This window comes from Streptomyces sp. NPDC047515, from assembly GCF_040643055.1.
Lineage (GTDB): Bacteria > Actinomycetota > Actinomycetes > Streptomycetales > Streptomycetaceae > Streptomyces.
This window is the reverse complement of record NZ_JBEYTM010000035.1, coordinates 46,175-65,575: the sequence shown is the minus strand read 5'-3', so window position 1 is coordinate 65,575 and position 19,401 is coordinate 46,175. Positions and strand designations below refer to the sequence as shown.

Below are 19,401 nucleotides of genomic sequence, written 5' to 3'. Positions count from 1 at the left end.
GGGAGTTCATGCGCGTGCTCCAGGTGCTCCGGGGGCGATGAAGGGAAGTCCTGACGGTGCGCCCGACTCGATGAGCCGCAGCAGCGCGTCGGTGTCCGCGTGTTCTTCGACGAGGTCGCCGAGGCGGTCGAGCTGTTCCTCGCGCAGCGCGGCGAAGGAGGTGTCGGGGGCGGGGACGAAGCGCCGGCCGGCGGCGCGCGCGATCTCGGTCAGGAAGCGGCGGCGGAACGCGTCGCTCTCCAGCGCGCCGTGCCAGTGGGTGCCCCACACGGAGCCGGCCCGGCAGCCGTCGAGGCTGCGTCCTCGGTCGTCGGAGATGAACGCTTCCCCGCCGCGCACGTCCGCGACGCCGTGGTGGATCTCGTACCCCTCGACGGGCGCGCCGAGCGCCTCGCCGACGGGGCGGGCGAGGGTCTTCTCGCGGTCGAAGCGGATGTGTACGGGCAGCAGGCCGAGGCCGTCGACGTGCCCGGCCCGCGACTCGACCTCGTCCTCGATGTGTTCGCCGAGGATCTGGAAGCCGCCGCAGATGCCGAGGACCGGCCTGCCCTCGGCGGTGCGCCGGACCAGGGCGTCGGCGAGGCCGCGCTCGCGCAGCCAGGCCAGCGCCTTCACGGTGCCGCGGGTGCCCGGCACGATGACGAGGTCGGCGTCGGCCAGCTCCTCGGCGCGGTCCACGAATCGCACGACGACGCCCGGTTCGGCGGCCAGCGCGTCCACATCGGTGAAGTTCGACATCAGCGGCACGGCGCACACCGCCACGCGCAGCACGTCCTCGCCGTGCGGCGGCGCGACGACCGACTCGCGCACGGCCCCGCGCAGCGAGACCCGCAGCCCGTCCTCCTCGTCGATGCCGAGGCCGTGGGCGAAGGGCAGCACCCCGTACGTCCGCCGTCCGGTGATCCCGCGCAGCATCTCCAGGCCCGGCTCCAGCAGCGACACGTCACCGCGGAACTTGTTGACGAGGTAGCCCGCGATCAGCGACTGGTCCTCGGCGTCGAGCAGCGCCGTGGTGCCGAAGAAGGAGGCGAAGACGCCCCCGCGGTCGATGTCGCCGACGACCACCACCGGGAAGCGGGCCGCGCGTGCGATGCCCATGTTCACGATGTCCGTGCGCCGCAGATTGATCTCGGCCGGACTGCCCGCCCCCTCGCAGATCACTGCGTCATATGTGTCCCGAAGCCGCTCCAGACAGTCCACGACCGTGGAGAGCAGCGCTTCCTGTCGGCCCCCGTGGTAGCCGCGGGCGCTCATCTCGCCCACCGGCCGGCCCATCAGGACGACCTGGCTGGAGCGGTCGCCGCCGGGCTTGAGCAGGACCGGGTTCATCAGCGCGGTCGGCTCCACCCGGGCGGCCTGCGCCTGCATGGCCTGGGCGCGCCCGATCTCGGCGCCCTCGCGGGTGACGAACGAGTTCAGCGACATGTTCTGCGCCTTGAAGGGTGCCACTTTCACGCCCCGGCGCACGAGCCAGCGGCAGATGCCTGCCGTGACGACGCTCTTGCCCGCGTCCGAGGTGGTCCCGGCGACCAGCAGTCCGCCGCTCATGTCCGTCTCCGTCCTGCGATCCGCGTGCCCGCCGTACGAGTTCCCGCCGTCCGGCGCCCTGCGATGCGTCGTGCGGCGAGGCCCGCGCCCAGCCGTCCGGCCACACATACGCCCAGGGCGAGCGCGCTCACCCGGCGCGACAGCCGTACCGCGCGTTCGATGTCCTCGGTCTCCACCGCCCGGCCCGTCGCCCCGTTGAGGACGGGACGGTGCTCGACCCTCCCGCCGTACACGAGGGTCCCGCCGAGCCGCACGCCGAGCGCGCCCGCGAACGAGGCCTCCACCGGGCCCGCGTTGGGGCTCGGGTGCTCGGCCGCGTCGGCCCGCCAGGCCCGTACCGCGCCACGTGGCCTCCCTCCGGCGGCCACGGCGAGCAGCGCCGTGAGCCGGGCGCCGGGCCAGCCCGCGACATCGTCGAGGCGGGCGGAGGCCCAGCCGTAGCGCCGGTGGCGGGGCGACTTGTGGCCGACCATGGCGTCGAGGGTGTTGGCGGCCCGGAAGCCGACGAGCCCCGGCACCCCGGCCAGCGCGCCCCACACCAGGGCGCCGACCACCGCGTCCGAGGTGTTCTCGGCCACGGACTCCACCACGGCGCGGGCGATCTGCGGTCCGTCGAGGGAGTGCGGGTCGCGTCCGCACAGATGCGGCAGCCGCTCGCGGGCCAGTTCGAGGTCACCGGCCGCCAGGGCGTCGCCGATCGTCCGGGCCTCACGCCCCAGGGACGTACCGCCGACGACGGACCAGGTGGCGGCCGCGGTGAGCGCGACGGAGGCGGCGGGACGGCCGCGCACGGCACGGCTGATCAGCGCGGCACCCCCCGCGGCACCTCCGGCCAGGACAAGGGTGTGCAGCGCGCCCCACCCGCGGTGGTCGCGCCACAGACGGCGTTCGACGCCTGCCGCGGCCCGCCCGAAGGCGGCGACCGGATGCCCCCTGCGGGGGTCACCGAGCAGCAGATCGCCGATCAGACCGGCCGTGGCGCCGTACACGAAAATGCGGTCGGCACGCACGGCTCAACCGGCCGACGCGCCTCGAAGGACCTTCGTACAGGCGGCTCTCGACGAGAGCGCCACAGCAGCGGACGCACGGCAGCCAGGCATGGCGATATGTCCTCACTCAGGGTCCGCGCCCTGGTTCGACGTGACCGGCGACGAGAGTCTCCTGGCTCCCGGATCCGCAGTTCCCCCGGCCTTCCAGCCCGCTCGCGCGCGCCGTGACTTCCGGTGTGGGGGACTGCTCCCCGGTGACAGTGGCGGGACCGCGCCGGATTCGCACCGGCTTCCTCTGCTGTCGCCGTAATTGGCTCCGGCAGTCCACCACGCTCCGCGAACGCCCGTCAACCTGCCGTTGACCTGCGACGGCGCAGTGTGCTGAGGCCCACATCGGGCCGGGCACACCGGAACGGGCCGGACACACGAGGTGTGTCCGGCCCGTCGGGGGAGTGCGCGGGGGAGGGCTCAGGCGACGATCAGATAGATCCCGTACGTAACCGCCGCCGCGCACAGCCCGAAGCAGACGTACGCGCCGGCGCGGGCCAGCAGCAGCGAGCCGCCGGAGCCGCCCTGCGCCGCCGGTTCGGGCTGCTTGGAGAGACCGACGATGCCCAGGGTGAAGAGACCCACCAGCGCGACGGTGACCACGAGGGAGACGCCGAAGACGGAGCCGAGGGCTGCCCAGTCGATTTTCATGCTGATTCCTTAGACGGCCGGCCTGGACGGCTGACCTAGACGGTGGCGGGTCGCGCCGGGTCCTGGGAGGTGCCGGCCGGGGCCGGAATGGTGGTCTTGAGGTCCTGGGCCGTCGCCTGGGCCGCGGTGGGCGGCGGGCTGACGGCGGCGATGGCCGTCGTGACGACGCCCGCCGGTTCGGCCGTGCCGTCCGCCGGCGCGACATCGCCGTGGCCGACCGGCTTGCGGCGCGACACCAGCCAGATCGAGCCGGAGCCCGCGACCAGCAGCGCCGCGACGACGACGACACCCCAGGTGCCCTGCTTGGTGAGGAGTTCCGCGCCCGCGCCGACCAGGCCCGCGGCCGGCAGGGTCAGACCCCAGGCGACGAACATCCGGGTGGCGGTGGACCAGCGGACCACGCCGCCCTGACGGCCGAGGCCCGCACCCATCACGGCGCCGGAGCAGGACTGGGTGGTGGAGAGGGAGAAGCCGAGGTGCGAGGAGGCCAGGATGACCGTGGCCGCGCTGGTCTGGGCCGCGAAGCCCTGCGGCGGCCTGAGGTCGGTGAGGCCGCTGCCCATGGTGCGGATGATGCGCCAGCCGCCCAGGTAGGTGCCGAGCGCGATGGCCGTACCGGCGGCGACGATGACCCAGACCGGCGGGTTGGCGCCGGGGTGCAGGACGCCACCGGTGACCAGGGCCAGGGTGATGATGCCCATGGTCTTCTGCGCGTCGTTGGTGCCGTGGGCGAGGGAGACCAGTCCGGCCGAGGCGATCTGACCGGCGCGGTAGCCCTTGGCGGTGGCCTTCTCCTGGGCGTCGTTGCGGATCTTCCCGCCGATCCGGTACGTCAGCCTGGTGGCCAGCAGCGCGGCCAGGCCGGCGACGATCGGGGCGGCGACCGCGGGGAGCAGCACCTTGGTGACGACCGTGCCGCCGTCGACCGACGACCAGCCCGCCGACATCACGGCGGCACCGATCAGGCCGCCGAACAGGGCGTGCGAGGAGCTGGACGGCAGTCCGACCAGCCAGGTCAGCAGATTCCAGAGAATGGCGCCGACGAGTGCCGCGAAGATGACTTCTGTCCGCAACCCGTCCTCGTTGATGATCCCGCCGGAGATCGTCTTGGCGACCTCCACGGACAGGAACGCGCCGACGAGGTTGAGAACGGCGGACATGGCCACCGCTGTCTTCGGTCTGAGCGCACCGGTCGAGATGGTCGTCGCCATCGCGTTGGCGGTGTCGTGGAAACCGTTCGTGAAATCGAACACTAGAGCTGTCACGATCACAATCGCGAGGAGCAGCGTGATGTGTTCCATTTACCCAGGCAATCGTTCGACGTCATTGGCAGGTGGACCGTAGGCAACCTGGGTGAACGGAAGATGAACTGGGAAGGGCACTGTGGTGACTCCAAACGGAGCCGGGTCATTCTGTTTGTCCGCCCCGATGTGGCGCGCGCCCGGGACGGGGCCCCGAGCGGCCTGATTTCGGCCCCCGCCACCCCTTTTGTGAACTTCACCGGTTTGTGACTTCTGTGGCCGATCGCATGTCCGTTCGGCTTCCGGGCTGACAGGATCTCCGCATGAGCGATCAGCAGCGGGACGCGATCGGACGGGCCTGGGACGCGGTCGTCGCCACCGCCCGCAGGACGGCGTCGGACGGCCTCGTCGTGGGGACCTCGGGAAACGTGTCGGCCCGGGTCGGCGGGACGGTCCTGGTCACCCCCAGCGGAGTGCCGTACGAGAGGCTCGGCCCCGAGGACGCCGTCGGCGTCGATCTGGAGGGCAACCGGGTCCTCGGCGAACTGGCCCCGACCAGCGAACTCCCGCTCCATCTCGCGGTCTACCGGAACAGCGAAGCGGCCGCTGTCGTGCACACCCACGCGGTGCACGCCACGGCCGTCTCCACCCTGGTCGCCGAGGTGCCCCCGGTCCACTACGCCGCCGCCATGCTCGGCGGCACCGTCCGGGTCGCGGCCTACGCGCGCTACGGAACCGAGGAACTGGCCGAGAACATGCTCGCCGCCCTGCGGGAGCGCACGGGCTGCCTGCTCCAGAACCACGGGACCGTCACCCACGGAGCCACTCTCGAAGAGGCGTACGACCGGACCGCCCAGCTGGAATGGCTCTGCCGGCTCTGGCTCGCCGCGAGCTCCGTACCCGGACGCACCCCGAATCTCCTGTCCGCGGCCCAGCTGCGCGACGTCCAGGAAGCACTGAAGGGGTACGGGCAGCCGGGCTGACCCCGCCCGTCCCGCCTCCCACCGGGCCACCGGACGGCCCCGTCCGCTGGCAGGGTGCGGGACACCCCACGACACTGGAGCCGTGCGCCCGGCAACAGTCACGGCAGCAGCCGTCACCACGATCCTCGGCGTCGGTGCGGCAGCGGTCGCCGCCGGCCGGTACGCCAGCGACGCCGCCCTCAGGGCGCCGTCCGGACGACCGCTCCCCGCCGACCGCAGACTCACCGTGCACGCCACGGCCGCCGGGCAGATCACCCTGACCCGCTCCTTCGCCGCCCTGCGGCCCGGTACGTACGGACTGGCGGGCGACGACATCCATGCCGTGGTCGGCCCGGTGATCGAACACGCCGACCATGCCCCCGACACCGTCGTGCGCAGACTGGAACGCGTCAACCGGGGCAGCCTGGAACCCGGCGCCAAGGTCCGGATCACCCCGCAGCTGTACAGCGGCGACCCCTCCTCGGCCCTCGGCCTCGCATACGAGGAGGTCGAGATCCCCGGTGAACTCGGCGCCCTGCCCGCGTGGTTCCTGCCGGGCCCACGCGACACCTGGGTGATCACCGTGCACGGACTCGGGACCACCAGGGAACACCCCATGAATGTCATGGAGTTCCTGCACGATCTGCGCCTGCCAGTGCTCGACCTCGCCTACCGCGGCGACGCCGGGGCCCCGCGTTCCCCCGACGGCCTCGCCCACCTCGGCGAATCCGAATGGCGCGACCTGGACGCGGCGATCCGCTTCGCCGTGCGGTACGGGGCCGGCAAGGTCGTCCTGCACGGCTGGTCCACCGGAGCCTCGATGGCGTTGCACGCGGCCGTCAACTCCGCGCTGCGCGACCGGATCGGCGGTCTCGTGCTCGACTCCCCGGTCCTGGACTGGGTCACCACGCTGCGCGCCCTGGCCGCCGCCCGCGGTGTCCCCGCCGCGTTGCTGCCGCTCGCCGTCCGGGCCGCGCAGGGGCAGACCGGGCTGCACGGCGCCCGGCTCCTGGACGGCTCCCTCGCACCGGCGCTGCGTGCCCCGACCCTGATCTTCCACGGCCCGGACGACACCCTGGCCCCCTGGCAGCCCTCCCGCGATCTCGCCGCCCGCCGCCCGGAACTGGTCGCGCTGCACGCCGTACCGCAGGCTCCGCATGCGGCGATGTGGAATGCCGATCCGGTCCACTACGAAGAGGCCCTGCGCCGCTTCCTCACGCCCCTGATGTGAGCTGATGCCAAGGATCGGCCGATTGGTGCCGGAGCCGGCCCCGGCCCCCCTCCTCCCGCGAATTCGGGTTCCGTTTGGGCTTTCGGGCTGTCAGGGGCAAGACTGCTCTCCGTGACGTCCCGTACTCCGCGCGACTCCAGGCTGCGACTTGTCCGCCCGCGACCCCTCGCCACCGCTCGCAAGGCCGTGACCACCCGGCGCACCAGGCCGGCCCCGCGCCCCCCGGAGGGCACCCCACCCCGGGCGGAACTGGCCCGCCAGGCCAGGACGGCCCTCGCCGACGCCGTACGGATCGCCCGCTGGGCGGCGGACGGCGCGATCCCCGGCGCTCCGCCGCCGGCCGCCCATGCTCTCGAACGGGCCGCGACGGCCCTGGAGTTGTCCCCGGCCCAGGTGCGCTCCGGCTGGGACCGGGCCCGCCTCGCCGGTCTGGTCGAACTGCACGGGGGCACCGCACGTCCCGGCTGGCGGCTGCGCGCCTGGGACCGCGACGACTCCGCCGTGCTGCGCGGCTGGGTGGCGCTCTTCGACGCCTGGTCGCTCGTCCACCCCGCGCCCGACGGCATCGAGTCCACCGCGGTCGCCGAGGCCGTCGAGGCCGTGCCGCAGGTGCTCTCCCTCCTCCAGCTCTCGGCCGGCCCGGTCACCGTGCCCGCCCTCCTGGACCTTCTCGGCCAGCGCGTCGCGGAACTCCACGAGGAACGCTGCGAGGTGCCGTACGGACCGGAGGCGATGCCCGAGCCGGCCGAAGCCGCCCTCGCGGCGCACCCCGCCGCCCTGGTCGCCCTTCTTCTGGACTGGGCCCTGGAGGGGCTGGCCGCCGTCGGTGCGCTCACCCTGGGCGCCGGACACGCCACCCTCACCCCGCTCGGCAACTGGGCGGTCTGGGTCAAGCTGGAACAGATCTGCGTCGCGGCCCAGAGCCCGGCCGGGAACATCGAGCAGTCCGCCGCCGACATGCTCCTCGGCTGCGCCCGGCTCACCCCCGGCCCGGCCCGCGACGAATATCGCGCCTGGCTCGCCGCCCGCCCCGTCGGCAGCGCCGTCGCCGAACTCCTCGCCGTCGCCCGGGGAGAGGACGCGCTGCTGCGCGGGCTCGCCTTCGAGGCGCTCCGGGTCGTCGGCGCCCCCGCCGAACCCGAGGTGCGCTCCGTCGCCGATGACCCCTCGCTGCGCCCCTACGCGCTGCTGTGGCTGGCGGAGTACGAGGGAACCGACCCGGAGGACGCCCAGGACGTCCTCAGCCGGGAGGAGGCCACCTGGCTCTGGGTGGACACCGCCGCGGCCGTCGCCGACCACGGGGAGACCGGGCTGCTGGTCCGCCATCTCGACTCGGCCGTCCAGGGCACCGTGCCGGCGCTGCTGGACGAGGTACGGGCTGTCGGGCACCCGCGCACCGTGCAGGTCCTGGTCGCCCTGGCCGCCGCGCACCCGGACCCCGCACTGGCCAAAGCGGTGCGCCGGGCCGCGTTCCAGGTGCACACGGGCGGCGCGTAGCACGGGTGTCCACACGCCGGACGGGCCCGGTCCCGGCCCGTCCGGCCGGCAGCCGGCCGACCCCGGCCCGTCCTCAGCCGGCCGACCCCGGCGCGTACGTCCCGAAGCTCCACACATTGCCCTCCGCGTCCCGCGCCATGTAGTCGCGCGAGCCGTAGTCCTGGTCCGTGGGCGGCATCAGGATCTCCACCCCGTGTTCCACGGCGCGGGCATGGTGCGCGTCGACCTCGTCCACCACGACGTAGACACCGGCCGGGCCCGCGTCCCGCATCGCCTTGGCGAAGACACCCTCACGCCCCTTGGAGCCCAGCATCACCCTGCCGTTGCCGCAGGACAGCTCCGCGTGGAGCACCTGGCCGTTCTCACCCTCGTACACCGCTTCCTGGGTGAAGCCGAGGCCCTCCGTCAGCGTCCTGATCGCGGCCTTCGCGTCGTCGTACAGAATCGTCGGATAGATCGTCGGAACGCCGGCCCGTGCGCCTGCCATGGCGCTCACCCCTTCCCGTACTCCCATGAATCGTTTACCTGAATTCTGTGATCCGCGTCTCAGATCCGCGTCACAGTCTTCCACCGGCCACTGACAACGGCCCGGCATGACCCGTGCCACCCGGCCCGCGGTGCCGGCCCCGCGGCCCGGCTCGAACGGCCGGGTTCAGCGGAAGGTGTTGCAGTCGGCCATGTCGCCGCTGCGGAAACCGGCGGTGAACCACTGCTGCCGCTGTGCGGCCGAGCCGTGCGTCCAGGACTCCGGCGTGACCCGGCACTGGAACCTCTCCTGGATCCGGTCGTCCCCGACCGCGGCAGCCGCGTCGAGCCCGAGTGATGCCCTTTTTGGTCGCGCGGTGGAGATGGGGCGACGGCGCTGAGCGAGGACCGGCAGCTGCCGTGAACGCATGCGGAAAAACAGTTGCACACCGCCAGTAGACTGACCCGTATGGCAAATCTCCCTGTGCAATGAGTAGCGGCGTCGAGTCGAACTCAGTAATCGTCCCGTCCGCCGTCCACACCGCCCTGGAGTTTTACCTTGATCACCGCTTCCGGCATCGAGCTGCGCGCCGGCGCCCGCATCCTCATCGAGTCCGCCTCCTTCCGCATCTCCAAGGGTGACCGGATCGGCCTCGTCGGCCGCAACGGAGCGGGCAAGACCACCCTCACCAAATGCCTGGCGGGCGAGGGCAACCCCGCGGGCGGCAGCATCACGCGCTCCGGCGAGGTCGGCTATCTCCCGCAGGACCCGCGCACCGGCGACCTCGACGTACTCGCCCGGGACCGCATCCTCTCCGCCCGCGGTCTCGACGAGATCCTGCGCAAGATGCGGGAGAACGAGGAACGGATGGCGAACGGCAAGGGCGCCACCCGCGAGAAGGCGATGAAGAAATACGAGCGCCTGGAGACGGAGTTCCTCACCAAGGGCGGTTACGCCGCCGAGGCCGAGGCCGCCACCATCGCCGCCGCGCTCAGCCTGCCCGACCGGGTGCTCGGGCAGCCGCTCCACACGCTCTCCGGCGGTCAGCGCCGCCGCGTCGAGCTGGCCCGCATCCTGTTCTCGGACGCCGACATCCTGCTGCTCGACGAGCCGACCAACCACCTCGACGCCGACTCGATCGTCTGGCTGCGCGACTACCTCAAGACCTACCGCGGCGGCTTCATCGTGATCTCCCACGATGTCGAGCTCGTCGAGACGGTCGTCAACAAGGTCTTCTACCTCGACGCCAACCGCTCGCAGATCGATGTCTACAACATGGGCTGGAAGCTCTACCAGCAGCAGCGCGAGGCGGACGAGAAGCGCCGCAAGCGCGAGCGGCAGAACGCCGAGAAGAAGGCCGCGGCCCTGAACTCGCAGGCCGACAAGATGCGCGCCAAGGCCACCAAGACCGTCGCGGCGCAGAACATGGCCAAGCGTGCCGAGCGGCTGCTCTCCGGCCTGGAGGCCGTCCGGGTCTCCGACAAGGTCGCCAAGCTGCGCTTCCCCGAGCCCTCGCCGTGCGGCAGGACCCCCCTGATGGCGGAAGGGCTGTCCAAGTCGTACGGCTCGCTCGAAATCTTCACCGATGTGGACCTCGCCATCGACAAGGGCTCCCGCGTCGTCATCCTCGGTCTCAACGGTGCGGGCAAGACCACGCTGCTCCGGCTGCTCGGCGGCGCCGAGAAGCCCGACACCGGCCAGGTCATCGAGGGGCACGGACTCAAGCTCGGCTACTACGCCCAGGAGCACGAGACCCTCGACCCGGAGCGCACCGTCCTTGAGAACATGCGCTCCGCCGCCCCGGATCTCGACCTCGTCGAGGTCCGCAAGACGCTGGGCTCGTTCCTCTTCTCCGGCGACGACGTCGACAAGCCCGCCGGAGTCCTCTCCGGCGGTGAGAAGACCCGTCTCGCGCTGGCGACCCTGGTGGTCTCCTCCGCCAACGTGCTGCTCCTGGACGAGCCGACGAACAACCTCGACCCGGCCAGCCGCGAGGAGATCCTCGGCGCACTGCGCACCTACAAGGGCGCCGTCGTCCTCGTCACCCACGACGAGGGGGCTGTCGAGGCGCTCCAGCCGGAGCGCATCATCCTGCTGCCGGACGGCGTCGAGGACCTGTGGGGTGCGGACTATCGGGACCTGGTCGCCCTGGCCTGATCCCCGTCCGGTCACCGTCTGATCCACTCCGCATGGATCATTCGGCCTACGCGTGATCCATCATCTGCGTGAGTACGTCTCGTACCTCGGCGCGGCGCCCGGCAGATACCTGCCGGGCGCACCCGTTCGGGGCCGGTGATCCCCGTGTGGCCCTGACCTGGCGGTTCATCCCGGGCTTGTCCCCACCCCTCTCCACAGCCCCACGGAATACGGGATTCCGGTCGTGTCGCCCCTTTCCCTGGGCGGCAATCCGGTTGCACGGACCTTGCCGAATGGGTGGCCAGGAAGCCCCCGAGGGGTGATCATGAGAGTCCAGAGCGCACTTCCCATGAGGAGGCACGGGTGGCCGAGACTCTGAAGAAGGGCAGCCGGGTTACCGGCGCCGCGCGCGACAAGCTCGCGGCAGACCTGAAGAAGAAGTACGACTCCGGTGCGAGCATCCGGGCGTTGGCCGAAGAGACCGGCCGCTCCTATGGATTCGTCCACCGGATGCTCAGTGAGTCCGGAGTCGCGCTGCGTGGACGCGGCGGAGCGACACGAGGCAAGAAGGCCGCCGCGGCCTGACGGCCGTCGGCGGATCGGGGCAGGGCCGTCAGGTCTGTCCCGGGGCTCACCGGTTTCGGCGGTGGCCACCCGGTCGATCGTGATGTCGATCGGGTGGTTACTGTTCAGTCACTTAGGGTTTTTGGTTTGGATCCGGCCTGATCCGAACGAGCGGCCCTGGATCGACCTGCTGACTGACCCGAACCGGAGGCGCTCCATGACCTCGCTCGACTCTGTGCTCGACCAGGACGGCGTACGACTCACCGTCGATGACGCGGTTGCCACGGTGACCCTCACCAATCCGGCCAAGCGCAACGCTCAGTCCCCCGCTCTGTGGCGGGCGTTGACGGAGGCCGGACGGGCGTTGCCCGGCAGTGTGCGGGTCGTCGTGCTCCGTGGCGAGGGCAAGTCCTTCTCCGCGGGCCTCGACCGACAGGCGTTCACCCCCGAGGGGTTCGACGGCGAGCCGTCCTTCCTCGACATGGCGCGCGGCCCGGAGGCCGAGCTCGACGCGACCATTGCCGAGTACCAGGAGGCGTTCACCTGGTGGCGCCGCAACGACATCGTGTCGATCGCGGCCGTCCAGGGGCATGCGATCGGTGCCGGCTTCCAGCTCGCTCTCGCCTGCGATCTGCGGATCGTCGCTGAGGACGTGCAGTTCGCCATGCGTGAGACCAGCCTCGGTCTCGTTCCCGACCTCACCGGCACCCACTCCCTGGTGCACCTGGTGGGGTACCCTCGCGCGCTCGAAATCTGCGCCACGGGCCGCTTCGTGCACGCCGAGGAGGCCGAGCGCACCGGGCTGGCCAACCTCGTGGTCCCCGGCGACGAGCTGGACTCCGCGGCCCGCGACCTGGCCGGCGCGCTGCTGGCCGCCCCGCGCGACGCGGTCGTGGAGACCAAGGCGCTGCTGAGCGGCGCGGTCTCCCGTGGTGACGAGGAGCAGCGCATCGCCGAACGCGCCGCGCAGGGCCGACGACTGCGCGACCTGGCGGGCATCACCGACTGAGCGCCGACGACCGCGATCCCCGGGCCGGCCCGGTCCTCGACCCGTCCGGCGGTCAGTCCGGCGCCACCACTGCCGTGACCAGCACCGCGACCGAGGGGTGCCCGTCCACCGCGGCCGCCACCGCGCCGCGCACCGCACGTGCCACGTCGAGCGCCCGATGGTCCGGATCCGTCGCGAGCTCGACCCGCACATGATCGGGCCCGGTGTGCACGGCATCGCCCAGTACCCGGGTCAGCGTCACGACACCGGGAACAGCCGCGGCTGCGATCCCCGCCGCCCCCTGCGGTCTCGCCGTGGGCACCCCGGCCGGTGCGGGCGCCCGCACCGGCCGGGCCGGGGCGTCCAGCAGTTCCGTCACCCGGATATCGACCTCGGCGACCACCAGCCCCAGCCGCTGCCCGGCCGCGGTCAGCAACTCCGAGCGCAGCGCCGACGCCGCCGCGGGCAGTGGCCGGCCGGACATCGCCGACATGGTCGCCTCCATCCGTAGTGGCCCCGGCGGCAGCGCGCTCGGCGGCGGTTCCACCTCCGGGGCCGGGGCCCCGTCCGGATCCGCCACCCGGATCCTGAGCTCCCCGAGCACCGGACCCGGTCCCGGTCCGCCCACCGCGTCACGCAGCACCGCCACCGCGGCCCGCTCCGAGATCCATGCCCCGTCCGCCGGACCGCCCAGTGGGAGCAGCCGGCCCGGTCCGAGCCGTTGCCGAACCGCCGCCGCCCATCCGTCGGCCCTGTGCGGGCTGTCAGCCGTCGTCATCTCTCCAGCCTGCCGCATTCACGGCGCGAGACGGGGCAAGCGCACCTAATGTGGGCAATAAGGTCCAACCTGCCCCGAAGGGAAGAGTGGCGATGACCGACATCCCACAGCGGAACCGTCCCGAGAACCCCGACAAGGAATCGACCCCGTTCGTCAAGCGTGGCGGGGGTGACCCCGGCACCCGCGGCCGTACGACCATCGCCGACGGCGTGGTCGAGAAGATCGCGGGCATGGCCGCGCGTGACGTGGTCGGTGTCCATGCGATGGGCAGCGGCTTCGCGCGGACGTTCGGAGCGGTGCGCGAACGGGTCCCGGGCGGCGGAAAGTCTGTCACCCGAGGGGTCAAGGCGGAGGTCGGCGAATCGCAGACCGCCCTCGACCTGGAGATCGTCGTCGAATACGGAGTGTCCATCGCCGATGTCGCCCGGGACGTACGGGAGAACGTCATCGCGGCGGTCGAGCGGATGACCGGCCTGGAAGTCGTCGAGGTCAATATCGCGGTCAGCGACGTGAAGCTGCCCGACGAGGAAGAAGAAGAGCCCGAGCCACGTCTCCAGTAGGCCTCTGGAGCGAGGCAGTTGAGGAGCACAGAATGAACATGGCCGTGGTCGGCTTGGTGGCCGGCATGACACTCGGATTCGCCGGGTACTTCGGGGGATTCGGTGCTTTTCTACTGGTGGCCGCGTTGGGGGCGGTCGGCTTCGTCACCGGTCGCTTCCTTGAAGGTGACCTGGAGCCCGGCGACTTCTTCCGAGGTCGCGAGCGCGGCGAACGACGGCGGTGACGGCGTTGTCGGGGGTGAGCGGCCGGGTCGCCGCCGGTGAGCGCGGGGAGACCCGGATCGCCGACCGGGTGGTCGCGAAGATCGCCGCGCAGGCGGCGAAAGAGGCGATCCACGAACCGCCGGAGGAAGGCACCTCGCCGCGCGCCACGGTCACCGTGCACCGTGACACCGCCCGGGTACGGGTGAGCCTGGAGCTCGGATACCCCTCCGACATCGGGCGCCAGTGCGGCGGGGTGCGTCGGCATGTCGTGGAGCGGGTAAAGGCGTTGGCGGGGATGGAAGTGCCCGAGGTGGCCGTACGGGTCGAGCGCCTGCATCCCACAGGAGCGAGTATCGCGGCACAGGGGAGGATCCGATGACCCAGCCCCATGACCCGGACAACCGTACGCAGCGGCCGCCCACAACCCGGCCCGTCGAACAGGGCGACGTGCTCGAACTCGACCAGTCCGCCTCCTCCGCCGCCTACGACCCGGTGCCCGCCGGGCAGGACGGCGACGGGAGGGCGGGCCGGTTCTGGTCCGCGCGCCGCATTCCCGCGGCTCTCATCGCCGCGGTGATCCTCAGCGGAACCGGTCTGCTGCTCTACGACGTGGCGGCGGTACGGGCCGGCCACCCGGCGATGCGGTGGCGCCGCACGCTGGCCGACGAACTCGCGCACCGGCCGCTGGACAACATCTGGGTGCTGGCGGGCGCGGCGGCTGCCGTGGCGATCGGGCTGTGGCTGCTGGTGCTCGCCGTCACCCCAGGACTCCGCGCCGTGCTGTCGATGCGCCGCGACCGGCCCGGAGTACGGGCGGGACTCGACCGGCCCGCGGCGGCTCTGGCCCTGCGCGACCGGGCCGTCGAGATCTCCGGTGTGCAGTCGGTACGGATCCGGATGAGCCGGACCAGAGCCGTGGTGCGTGCGGTGTCGCACTTCCGTGAGCTCGACGACGTACGGGCCGATCTGGACACCGTGCTCGCGACCGGCATCAAGGAACTGGGGCTGGCCAGGCCGCCGAGCCTGTCCGTGCATGTCCGCCGTCCCACGAGAAAAGGGTGAGCCCGATGCTCAGGACCCTCAATCGCGTACTGCTCGGCCTGGCCGGAGTGGTGCTGGTCTGCGTCGGCGGTGCGGTGCTCGCCGCCGGGCTCGGTCTCTCCGTGCCGTCCTGGTGGCCCTGGTACGGCAGGAGCGATGTGCTCCTCAGCCAGGCCGATCGGGACCGCTGGCGCGGCGAGGGCTGGTGGTGGCCGGCGGTGATCACGGCCCTGGCGATCGTGGTCGTCCTCGCCCTGTGGTGGCTGCTGGCCCAGCCGCGCCGAGCCCGTCTAGCCGAGGTGTTGGTGGACAGCGGTGACGGCGAGGGCGCGCTGCTCAGGGGCCGGGCCCTGGAAGGCGTGCTCGCCGACGAGGCGGGAAGCCTGGACGGTGTGGCCCGCGCACAGGTCGTGCTGACCGGACGGCGCAGTTCGCCGCACGCCAGGATCCGTCTGCTGATGGAGCCGCACGCGGCGCCGGACGAGACGCTCGGCCGCCTCGCCGACGAGGCGCTGGCCCATGCACGGGATTCCGCGGGGCTGGCGCAGCTGCCGGCCGAGGTGCGGTTGAGGGCGGTCAAGCACCGTGCGGAAAGGGTGAGTTGACGGGCCTCGCGGTGGCTGTCCACGATGACCGGACGGCGACGAGGAAGGTGCCCTGTCCGGTCATCGGCGCGGCGGCCCGGTTCAGAAGCCGTGCCGGGAGCCGCCGTCGATCGGCAGCATGACGCCCGTCAGATACGACGCCGCGGGCGAGAGCAGGAACGCCGCCGTCCGGCCGAACTCCTCCGGAGTCCCGTAACGCCGCAGCGGGATGCTTGCCTCATTGGCCGCACGAGACGCCTCCGCGTCGCCCGAGAGCGCGTCCAGCTCACGTACCCGGTCCGTGTCGATCCGGGCCGGCAGCACGCCCACCACCCGGATGCCCCGGGGGCCGAGCTCGTCGGCCAGGGACTTGGCGAACCCGGCCAGACCGGGGCGCAGACCGTTGGAGATCGTCAGTCCGGCGATCGGTTCGTACACGGAGCCGGAGAGCACGAAACCGATGACGCCGCCCTCGCCGAGCGTGGCCGCCGCGGCCCTGGCCAGGCGCACCGCGCCCAGGAACACCGACTCGAAGGCCGACTGCCACTGCTCGTCGGTGTTGTCGGCGACGAAGCCGGGCGCCGGTCCGCCGACGCTGATCAGAATGCCGTCGAGTCGTCCGAAGCGCTCGTGCGCGCCCTCCACCAGACGCTGCGCGGAGGCGGGGTCGCCATTGTCGGCGGCGACGCCGACGGCGTCCGGCCCCAGCTCGGCGGCGGCCGCCTCGGCGCGCTTCTCGTCCCGACCGGTGATGATCACCCTCGCGCCGTCCTCGGCCAGCGCCCGCGCGGTGGCGTTGCCCAGCCCCCGGGTCGCCCCGGTGATGATGTACACACGGTCCTTCAGTCCCAGATCCATGGGCCCTATCCTGCCGCGTCGGCCTCCAGCGTGTTTTCCCCGCCCAGTGCCATGGCGGTGCCCACCAGCCCGATGTGGCTGAACGCCTGCGGGAAGTTTCCGAGCTGCCGGCGACCCACGGTGTCGTACTCCTCGGCGAGCAGCCCCACATCGTTGCACAGCGCCAGCAGCCGCTCGAAGAGACGCCTGGCCTCCTCGGTGCGCCCGGTCAGGTGCAGGGCGTCGGCCAGCCAGAACGAACACGCCAGAAAGGCCCCTTCGCTGCCGGGCAGCCCGTCGATGGAGGAGCCGTCCGTGCTGTAGCGGCGGACCAGGCAGTCGCTGCCCAGCTCCTCCCGGACTGCGTCGACCGTCCCGATCACCCGGGGATCGTCCGGTGGCAGGAAGCCGGTCCGGGGGATCAGCAGCGTCGCGGCGTCCAGATTCCGGGAACCGTAGGACTGCGTGAAGGTGTTCCGCACCGGGTCGAATCCCTTCTCGCACACCTCCCGGTGCACGGCGTCCCGCATCACCCGCCACCGTTCCGCGTCGCCGGCCAGCGAGGGGTTCTTCTCCAGGGCGCGCACGGCACGGTCGGCGGCGACCCAGGCCATCACCTTGGAGTGCACGAAGTGGCGGCGCTGGCCACGGATCTCCCACAGGCCCTCGTCCGGCTCGCGCCAGGTCGACTCCAGGAAGCCGAGCAGGCTGAGCTGCAGATTCCAGGCGTGCGGCTTGTCGTCCAGACCCGCCTCGCGCGCGAGCCGCAGCGAGTCGATGACCTCGCCGTACACATCCAGCTGGCGCTGGCGGACCGCGGCGTTGCCGATCCGGACCGGGGTGGAGTTCTCGTAACCGCGCAGCCACGGCAGCTCCGACTCGGGCAGTCGGCGCTCGCCCGCCAGGCCGTACATGATCTGCAGATCGGCCGGGTCCCCGGCGACGGCCCGCAGCAGCCAGTCCCGCCAGGCGGCGGCCTCCTCCAGATAGCCCGCCGAGATGAGGGCGCCGAGGGTGAGCGTGGAGTCCCGCAGCCAGCAGAAGCGGTAGTCCCAGTTCCGTACGCCGCCGATCTCCTCGGGCAGCGAGGTGGTGGGAGCCGCCACGATGCCGCCGGTCGGGGCGAAGGTGAGCGCCTTCAGCGTGATCAGCGAGCGGATCACCGCCTCCCGGTACGGGCCCCGGTACTTGCACCGTGCGGACCACTCGGCCCAGTCGGACAGGGTGTTCTCCAGGGCTTCGAACGGGTCGACGAGATCGGGGCGGGGCGAGTGCGAGGGGTGCCAGGTCAGGACGAACGCCACCCGCTCGCCGGTGGAGATGGTGAACGACGAGCAGGTGGAGAACTGCTGGCCCCACGTCTTGACCGGTGGCTCACTGCGCAGCCAGGCGGAGTCCGGTCCCGCGACCGCCACCCGGTGCCCACCCGAGCGGCGCACCCACGGCACCACCGTGCCGAAGTCGAAGCGCAGCCGGATCACGGAGGTCATGTCGACGGTGCCGCTGATGCCCTCGATGATCCGCATGACATCGGGTTCCTGGTCGCGCTGCGGCATGAAGTCGATGACCTTGACCGTGCCGGTACGGGTCACCCAGTACGTCTCCAGGACGAGGGAGTCACCCGCATAGCGGCGCCGGGTGCAGGAGTCGGCGCCCTTCGGGGCGATCCGCCAGTGGCCGTTGTCCTCGTCGCCGAGGAGGGCCGCGAAACAGGCGCCCGAGTCGAAGCGGGGCAGACAGAGCCAGTCCACAGAACCGTTCCTGCCGACCAGAGCGGCTGTCTGCAGATCGCCGATGAGGGCGTAGTCCTCGATGCGTGGGGTCACGTTCTGGCGTGTTCCCGCACCTGGGCCCCGTTAAGCAGTTCCTGTCCCACGAGAAGCGGGGGACACGCCGACACAGAGCCAGGACCGCCCGGCCGGCACCCGGACGGCCGAGCTCAGGCCGTCGCGGGTTCCGGCTGCTGCGGGCCGGACGTTTCCCGCTCCCCGGCGGCGGCCTTGGCCGCGGCCTGCATCCGGTCGCGCTTCTCCCTGCGGGCGAGGACCACGAAGCCGACCGGAACACCGGCGGCGAACAGCCACCACTGCACGGCGTACGCCATGTGCGGGCCGATCGAGCTGTCGTCGGGGGAGGCGATCAGTTCCGGGGAGTCACCGGCCGGCTCGGGGCCGGTCTGCTCGATGTACCCGCCGAGCACCGGCCGGGAGAGCCTCTTGGCCTCCTGGGAGCTGCTGATCAGCATCACCTGGCGGTCCGGCAGGTCCGAGATGTCCTTGATGCCGCTGGCCCTCGTCGTCTCGTCGGCCTTGAGCCGTCCGGTGACGGTCACCTCGCCCTTGGGCACGGCGGGCACGTCGGGGAAGGCGCGCTGACTGTCGGCGGAGGGCACCCAGCCGCGGTTGACCAGGACCGTGCCGCCGCCCTCGAGGTCGAGCGGGATCAGTACGTGGACACCGATCCGGCCGTCGGTGGAGGTCCTGCGGCGTACGACCACTTCGTGCGCGCCGTCGTATGTACCCGTGGCCGTCACCGTGCGCCAGTAGTCGGTGCGCGGGACCGTGTGGCCCGGGGAGGTGAGCGAGGCGACCGGAACCGGTTTCGCCTTGAGGTTGCGGGAGATCAGGGCGTTCTGCGCGACCTTGTGCTCGTGCCGGTGCAACTGCCAGAAGCCGAGCTCGACCATCGTGGGAATCAGCACGAGGCAGAGGAGGGCGAGGATCAGCCACTGCCGGGTCAACAGGAAGCGGTACACCCCATGACCGTACAACTGCGTCATGGGGGTGCATCGCGCAGGGGGTGGGGGAAGGGGGTGCGGCGGCGGGGGGTCAGACTTTGTCGATGATGCCCACCTTCCCCTCGGCGCGGGCGCAGTGACCGCCGCAGAACCAGTGCCCGTCGACCTCGACGCCCTGGCCGATGATCTGGACCCTGCAGTGTTCACAGATGGGCGCCATGCGGTGAATGGCGCAGGAGAAGCAGTCGAAGACGTGCACGGCGCCCTGCGCGTGCACCTCGAAGGACATGCCGTAGTCGTTTCCGCAAACCTCGCAACGTGCCATGCGCCACAGGGTGG

Annotated in this window: 21 protein-coding genes, 1 pseudogene and 1 riboswitch; of the genes and pseudogenes, 11 read left to right on the top strand and 11 right to left on the bottom strand. The window is 71.8% G+C overall.

What is annotated here, in order from left to right:
• Positions 1-6 precede the first annotated feature (6 nt).
• The 4 genes from ABZ826_RS25870 to ABZ826_RS25855 form a co-directional block, all read right to left on the bottom strand.
• Complete coding sequence (locus ABZ826_RS25870) at positions 7-1,548, bottom strand: cobyric acid synthase (protein WP_361452811.1); 1,542 nt, start codon at positions 1,546-1,548, stop codon at positions 7-9.
• Positions 1,545-2,558 carry a cobalamin biosynthesis protein gene (locus tag ABZ826_RS25865; protein ID WP_361452808.1) on the bottom strand — a complete coding sequence of 338 codons (1,014 nt, stop codon included), beginning with the start codon at positions 2,556-2,558 and terminating at the stop codon, positions 1,545-1,547. The genes ABZ826_RS25870 and ABZ826_RS25865 overlap by 4 nt, the downstream gene beginning before the upstream one ends.
• Positions 2,559-2,702: 144 nt before the next feature.
• Positions 2,703-2,834: riboswitch (cobalamin riboswitch) on the bottom strand.
• Positions 2,835-3,005: 171 nt separating this feature from the next.
• The gene (locus ABZ826_RS25860; RefSeq protein WP_361452805.1) at positions 3,006-3,236 is read right to left on the bottom strand and encodes a hypothetical protein; all 231 of its coding nucleotides are present in this window, start codon (positions 3,234-3,236) and stop codon (positions 3,006-3,008) included.
• A 35-nt stretch (positions 3,237-3,271) separates the two neighbouring features.
• The gene (locus tag ABZ826_RS25855; RefSeq protein ID WP_361452802.1) at positions 3,272-4,537 is read right to left on the bottom strand and encodes an inorganic phosphate transporter; all 1,266 of its coding nucleotides are present in this window, start codon (positions 4,535-4,537) and stop codon (positions 3,272-3,274) included.
• 263 nt (positions 4,538-4,800) lie between these two features.
• On the opposite strand from ABZ826_RS25855, the gene ABZ826_RS25850 reads away from it, so the two are divergent.
• The 3 genes from ABZ826_RS25850 to ABZ826_RS25840 all read left to right on the top strand — a co-directional run bounded on the left by ABZ826_RS25850 (position 4,801) and on the right by ABZ826_RS25840 (position 8,167).
• Positions 4,801-5,460, top strand: a complete 660-nt coding sequence (locus tag ABZ826_RS25850; RefSeq protein ID WP_361452799.1) for a class II aldolase/adducin family protein — start codon at positions 4,801-4,803, stop codon at positions 5,458-5,460.
• Positions 5,461-5,542: 82 nt separating this feature from the next.
• Positions 5,543-6,670, top strand: a complete 1,128-nt coding sequence (locus tag ABZ826_RS25845; RefSeq protein ID WP_361452796.1) for a hypothetical protein — start codon at positions 5,543-5,545, stop codon at positions 6,668-6,670.
• Positions 6,671-6,856: 186 nt separating this feature from the next.
• Entirely contained in the window at positions 6,857-8,167 is a 1,311-nt protein-coding gene (locus ABZ826_RS25840) for a hypothetical protein (protein ID WP_361452863.1), read from the top strand.
• Positions 8,168-8,240: 73 nt separating this feature from the next.
• On the opposite strand, the gene ABZ826_RS25835 is transcribed toward ABZ826_RS25840, so the two are convergent.
• Together ABZ826_RS25835 and ABZ826_RS25830 are read right to left on the bottom strand one after the other, a co-directional pair.
• Positions 8,241-8,654 (bottom strand): VOC family protein, encoded by a 414-nt coding sequence (locus ABZ826_RS25835; RefSeq protein ID WP_361452793.1) that lies wholly within the window; start codon positions 8,652-8,654, stop codon positions 8,241-8,243.
• Positions 8,655-8,819: 165 nt separating this feature from the next.
• A pseudogene (locus ABZ826_RS25830) lies at positions 8,820-8,996 on the bottom strand (neutral zinc metallopeptidase); the annotation flags it as partial.
• A gap of 195 nt (positions 8,997-9,191) precedes the next feature.
• Here ABZ826_RS25830 and ABZ826_RS25825 point away from each other — a divergent pair.
• The 3 genes from ABZ826_RS25825 (at position 9,192) to ABZ826_RS25815 (ending at position 12,342) form a co-directional block, all read left to right on the top strand.
• The gene (locus tag ABZ826_RS25825) at positions 9,192-10,790 is read left to right on the top strand and encodes an ABC-F family ATP-binding cassette domain-containing protein (RefSeq protein ID WP_361452790.1); all 1,599 of its coding nucleotides are present in this window, start codon (positions 9,192-9,194) and stop codon (positions 10,788-10,790) included.
• Positions 10,791-11,132: 342 nt separating this feature from the next.
• Positions 11,133-11,354, top strand: a complete 222-nt coding sequence (locus tag ABZ826_RS25820; RefSeq protein WP_215031909.1) for a helix-turn-helix domain-containing protein — start codon at positions 11,133-11,135, stop codon at positions 11,352-11,354.
• Positions 11,355-11,550: 196 nt separating this feature from the next.
• Entirely contained in the window at positions 11,551-12,342 is a 792-nt protein-coding gene (locus tag ABZ826_RS25815) for an enoyl-CoA hydratase/isomerase family protein (RefSeq protein WP_361452786.1), read from the top strand.
• A 52-nt stretch (positions 12,343-12,394) separates the two neighbouring features.
• Here the strand turns inward: ABZ826_RS25815 and ABZ826_RS25810 are convergent, their stop codons facing one another.
• Positions 12,395-13,099, bottom strand: coding sequence for a hypothetical protein (locus ABZ826_RS25810; protein ID WP_361452783.1), 705 nt, complete (start codon positions 13,097-13,099; stop codon positions 12,395-12,397).
• A 92-nt stretch (positions 13,100-13,191) separates the two neighbouring features.
• Between ABZ826_RS25810 and ABZ826_RS25805 the strand changes: the two genes are divergently transcribed.
• The 5 genes from ABZ826_RS25805 to amaP are packed head-to-tail and all read left to right on the top strand — an operon-like array spanning position 13,192 to position 15,509.
• A complete protein-coding gene (locus ABZ826_RS25805; RefSeq protein WP_361452780.1) occupies positions 13,192-13,659 on the top strand; it encodes an Asp23/Gls24 family envelope stress response protein in 468 nt (155 codons plus the stop codon).
• A gap of 32 nt (positions 13,660-13,691) precedes the next feature.
• Positions 13,692-13,883, top strand: a complete 192-nt coding sequence (locus ABZ826_RS25800) for a hypothetical protein (protein WP_361452777.1) — start codon at positions 13,692-13,694, stop codon at positions 13,881-13,883.
• 5 nt (positions 13,884-13,888) lie between these two features.
• Positions 13,889-14,242: a hypothetical protein gene (locus ABZ826_RS25795; protein WP_361452860.1), complete on the top strand. Its 354-nt coding sequence runs from the start codon at positions 13,889-13,891 to the stop codon at positions 14,240-14,242.
• Entirely contained in the window at positions 14,239-14,925 is a 687-nt protein-coding gene (locus ABZ826_RS25790; RefSeq protein ID WP_361452774.1) for a DUF6286 domain-containing protein, read from the top strand. Before ABZ826_RS25795 ends, ABZ826_RS25790 begins: the two co-directional genes overlap by 4 nt.
• A gap of 5 nt (positions 14,926-14,930) precedes the next feature.
• Positions 14,931-15,509, top strand: a complete 579-nt coding sequence (amaP, locus tag ABZ826_RS25785) for an alkaline shock response membrane anchor protein AmaP (protein ID WP_361452771.1) — start codon at positions 14,931-14,933, stop codon at positions 15,507-15,509.
• An 81-nt stretch (positions 15,510-15,590) separates the two neighbouring features.
• On the opposite strand, the gene ABZ826_RS25780 is transcribed toward amaP, so the two are convergent.
• The 4 genes from ABZ826_RS25780 to ABZ826_RS25765 all read right to left on the bottom strand — a co-directional run bounded on the left by ABZ826_RS25780 (position 15,591) and on the right by ABZ826_RS25765 (position 19,387).
• Entirely contained in the window at positions 15,591-16,346 is a 756-nt protein-coding gene (locus ABZ826_RS25780; protein ID WP_361452768.1) for an SDR family oxidoreductase, read from the bottom strand.
• 5 nt (positions 16,347-16,351) lie between these two features.
• On the bottom strand, positions 16,352-18,151 hold the full coding sequence (locus ABZ826_RS25775) for a glycoside hydrolase family 15 protein (protein ID WP_361452766.1): 1,800 nt from the start codon (positions 18,149-18,151) through the stop codon (positions 16,352-16,354).
• A 113-nt stretch (positions 18,152-18,264) separates the two neighbouring features.
• Entirely contained in the window at positions 18,265-19,080 is an 816-nt protein-coding gene (locus ABZ826_RS25770) for an SURF1 family protein (RefSeq protein WP_361452857.1), read from the bottom strand.
• Between the two features lie 73 nt (positions 19,081-19,153).
• Complete coding sequence (locus tag ABZ826_RS25765) at positions 19,154-19,387, bottom strand: hypothetical protein (RefSeq protein ID WP_072482991.1); 234 nt, start codon at positions 19,385-19,387, stop codon at positions 19,154-19,156.
• Between the last annotated feature and the right edge of the window lie 14 nt (positions 19,388-19,401).

Bases quoted from the DNA above. Each gene is read 5' to 3' on its own strand.
- ABZ826_RS25870 (WP_361452811.1), bottom strand. From the start codon at position 1,548: ATGAGCGGCGGACTGCTGGTCGCCGGGACCACCTCGGACGCGGGCAAG.
- ABZ826_RS25860 (WP_361452805.1), bottom strand. From the start codon at position 3,236: ATGAAAATCGACTGGGCAGCCCTCGGCTCCGTCTTCGGCGTCTCCCTC.
- ABZ826_RS25855 (WP_361452802.1), bottom strand. From the start codon at position 4,537: ATGGAACACATCACGCTGCTCCTCGCGATTGTGATCGTGACAGCTCTA.
- ABZ826_RS25850 (WP_361452799.1), top strand. From the start codon at position 4,801: ATGAGCGATCAGCAGCGGGACGCGATCGGACGGGCCTGGGACGCGGTC.
- ABZ826_RS25835 (WP_361452793.1), bottom strand. From the start codon at position 8,654: ATGGCAGGCGCACGGGCCGGCGTTCCGACGATCTATCCGACGATTCTG.
- ABZ826_RS25815 (WP_361452786.1), top strand. From the start codon at position 11,551: ATGACCTCGCTCGACTCTGTGCTCGACCAGGACGGCGTACGACTCACC.
- ABZ826_RS25810 (WP_361452783.1), bottom strand. From the start codon at position 13,099: ATGACGACGGCTGACAGCCCGCACAGGGCCGACGGATGGGCGGCGGCG.
- ABZ826_RS25805 (WP_361452780.1), top strand. From the start codon at position 13,192: ATGACCGACATCCCACAGCGGAACCGTCCCGAGAACCCCGACAAGGAA.
- ABZ826_RS25800 (WP_361452777.1), top strand. From the start codon at position 13,692: ATGAACATGGCCGTGGTCGGCTTGGTGGCCGGCATGACACTCGGATTC.
- ABZ826_RS25790 (WP_361452774.1), top strand. From the start codon at position 14,239: ATGACCCAGCCCCATGACCCGGACAACCGTACGCAGCGGCCGCCCACA.
- amaP (WP_361452771.1), top strand. From the start codon at position 14,931: ATGCTCAGGACCCTCAATCGCGTACTGCTCGGCCTGGCCGGAGTGGTG.
- ABZ826_RS25780 (WP_361452768.1), bottom strand. From the start codon at position 16,346: ATGGATCTGGGACTGAAGGACCGTGTGTACATCATCACCGGGGCGACC.
- ABZ826_RS25765 (WP_072482991.1), bottom strand. From the start codon at position 19,387: ATGGCACGTTGCGAGGTTTGCGGAAACGACTACGGCATGTCCTTCGAG.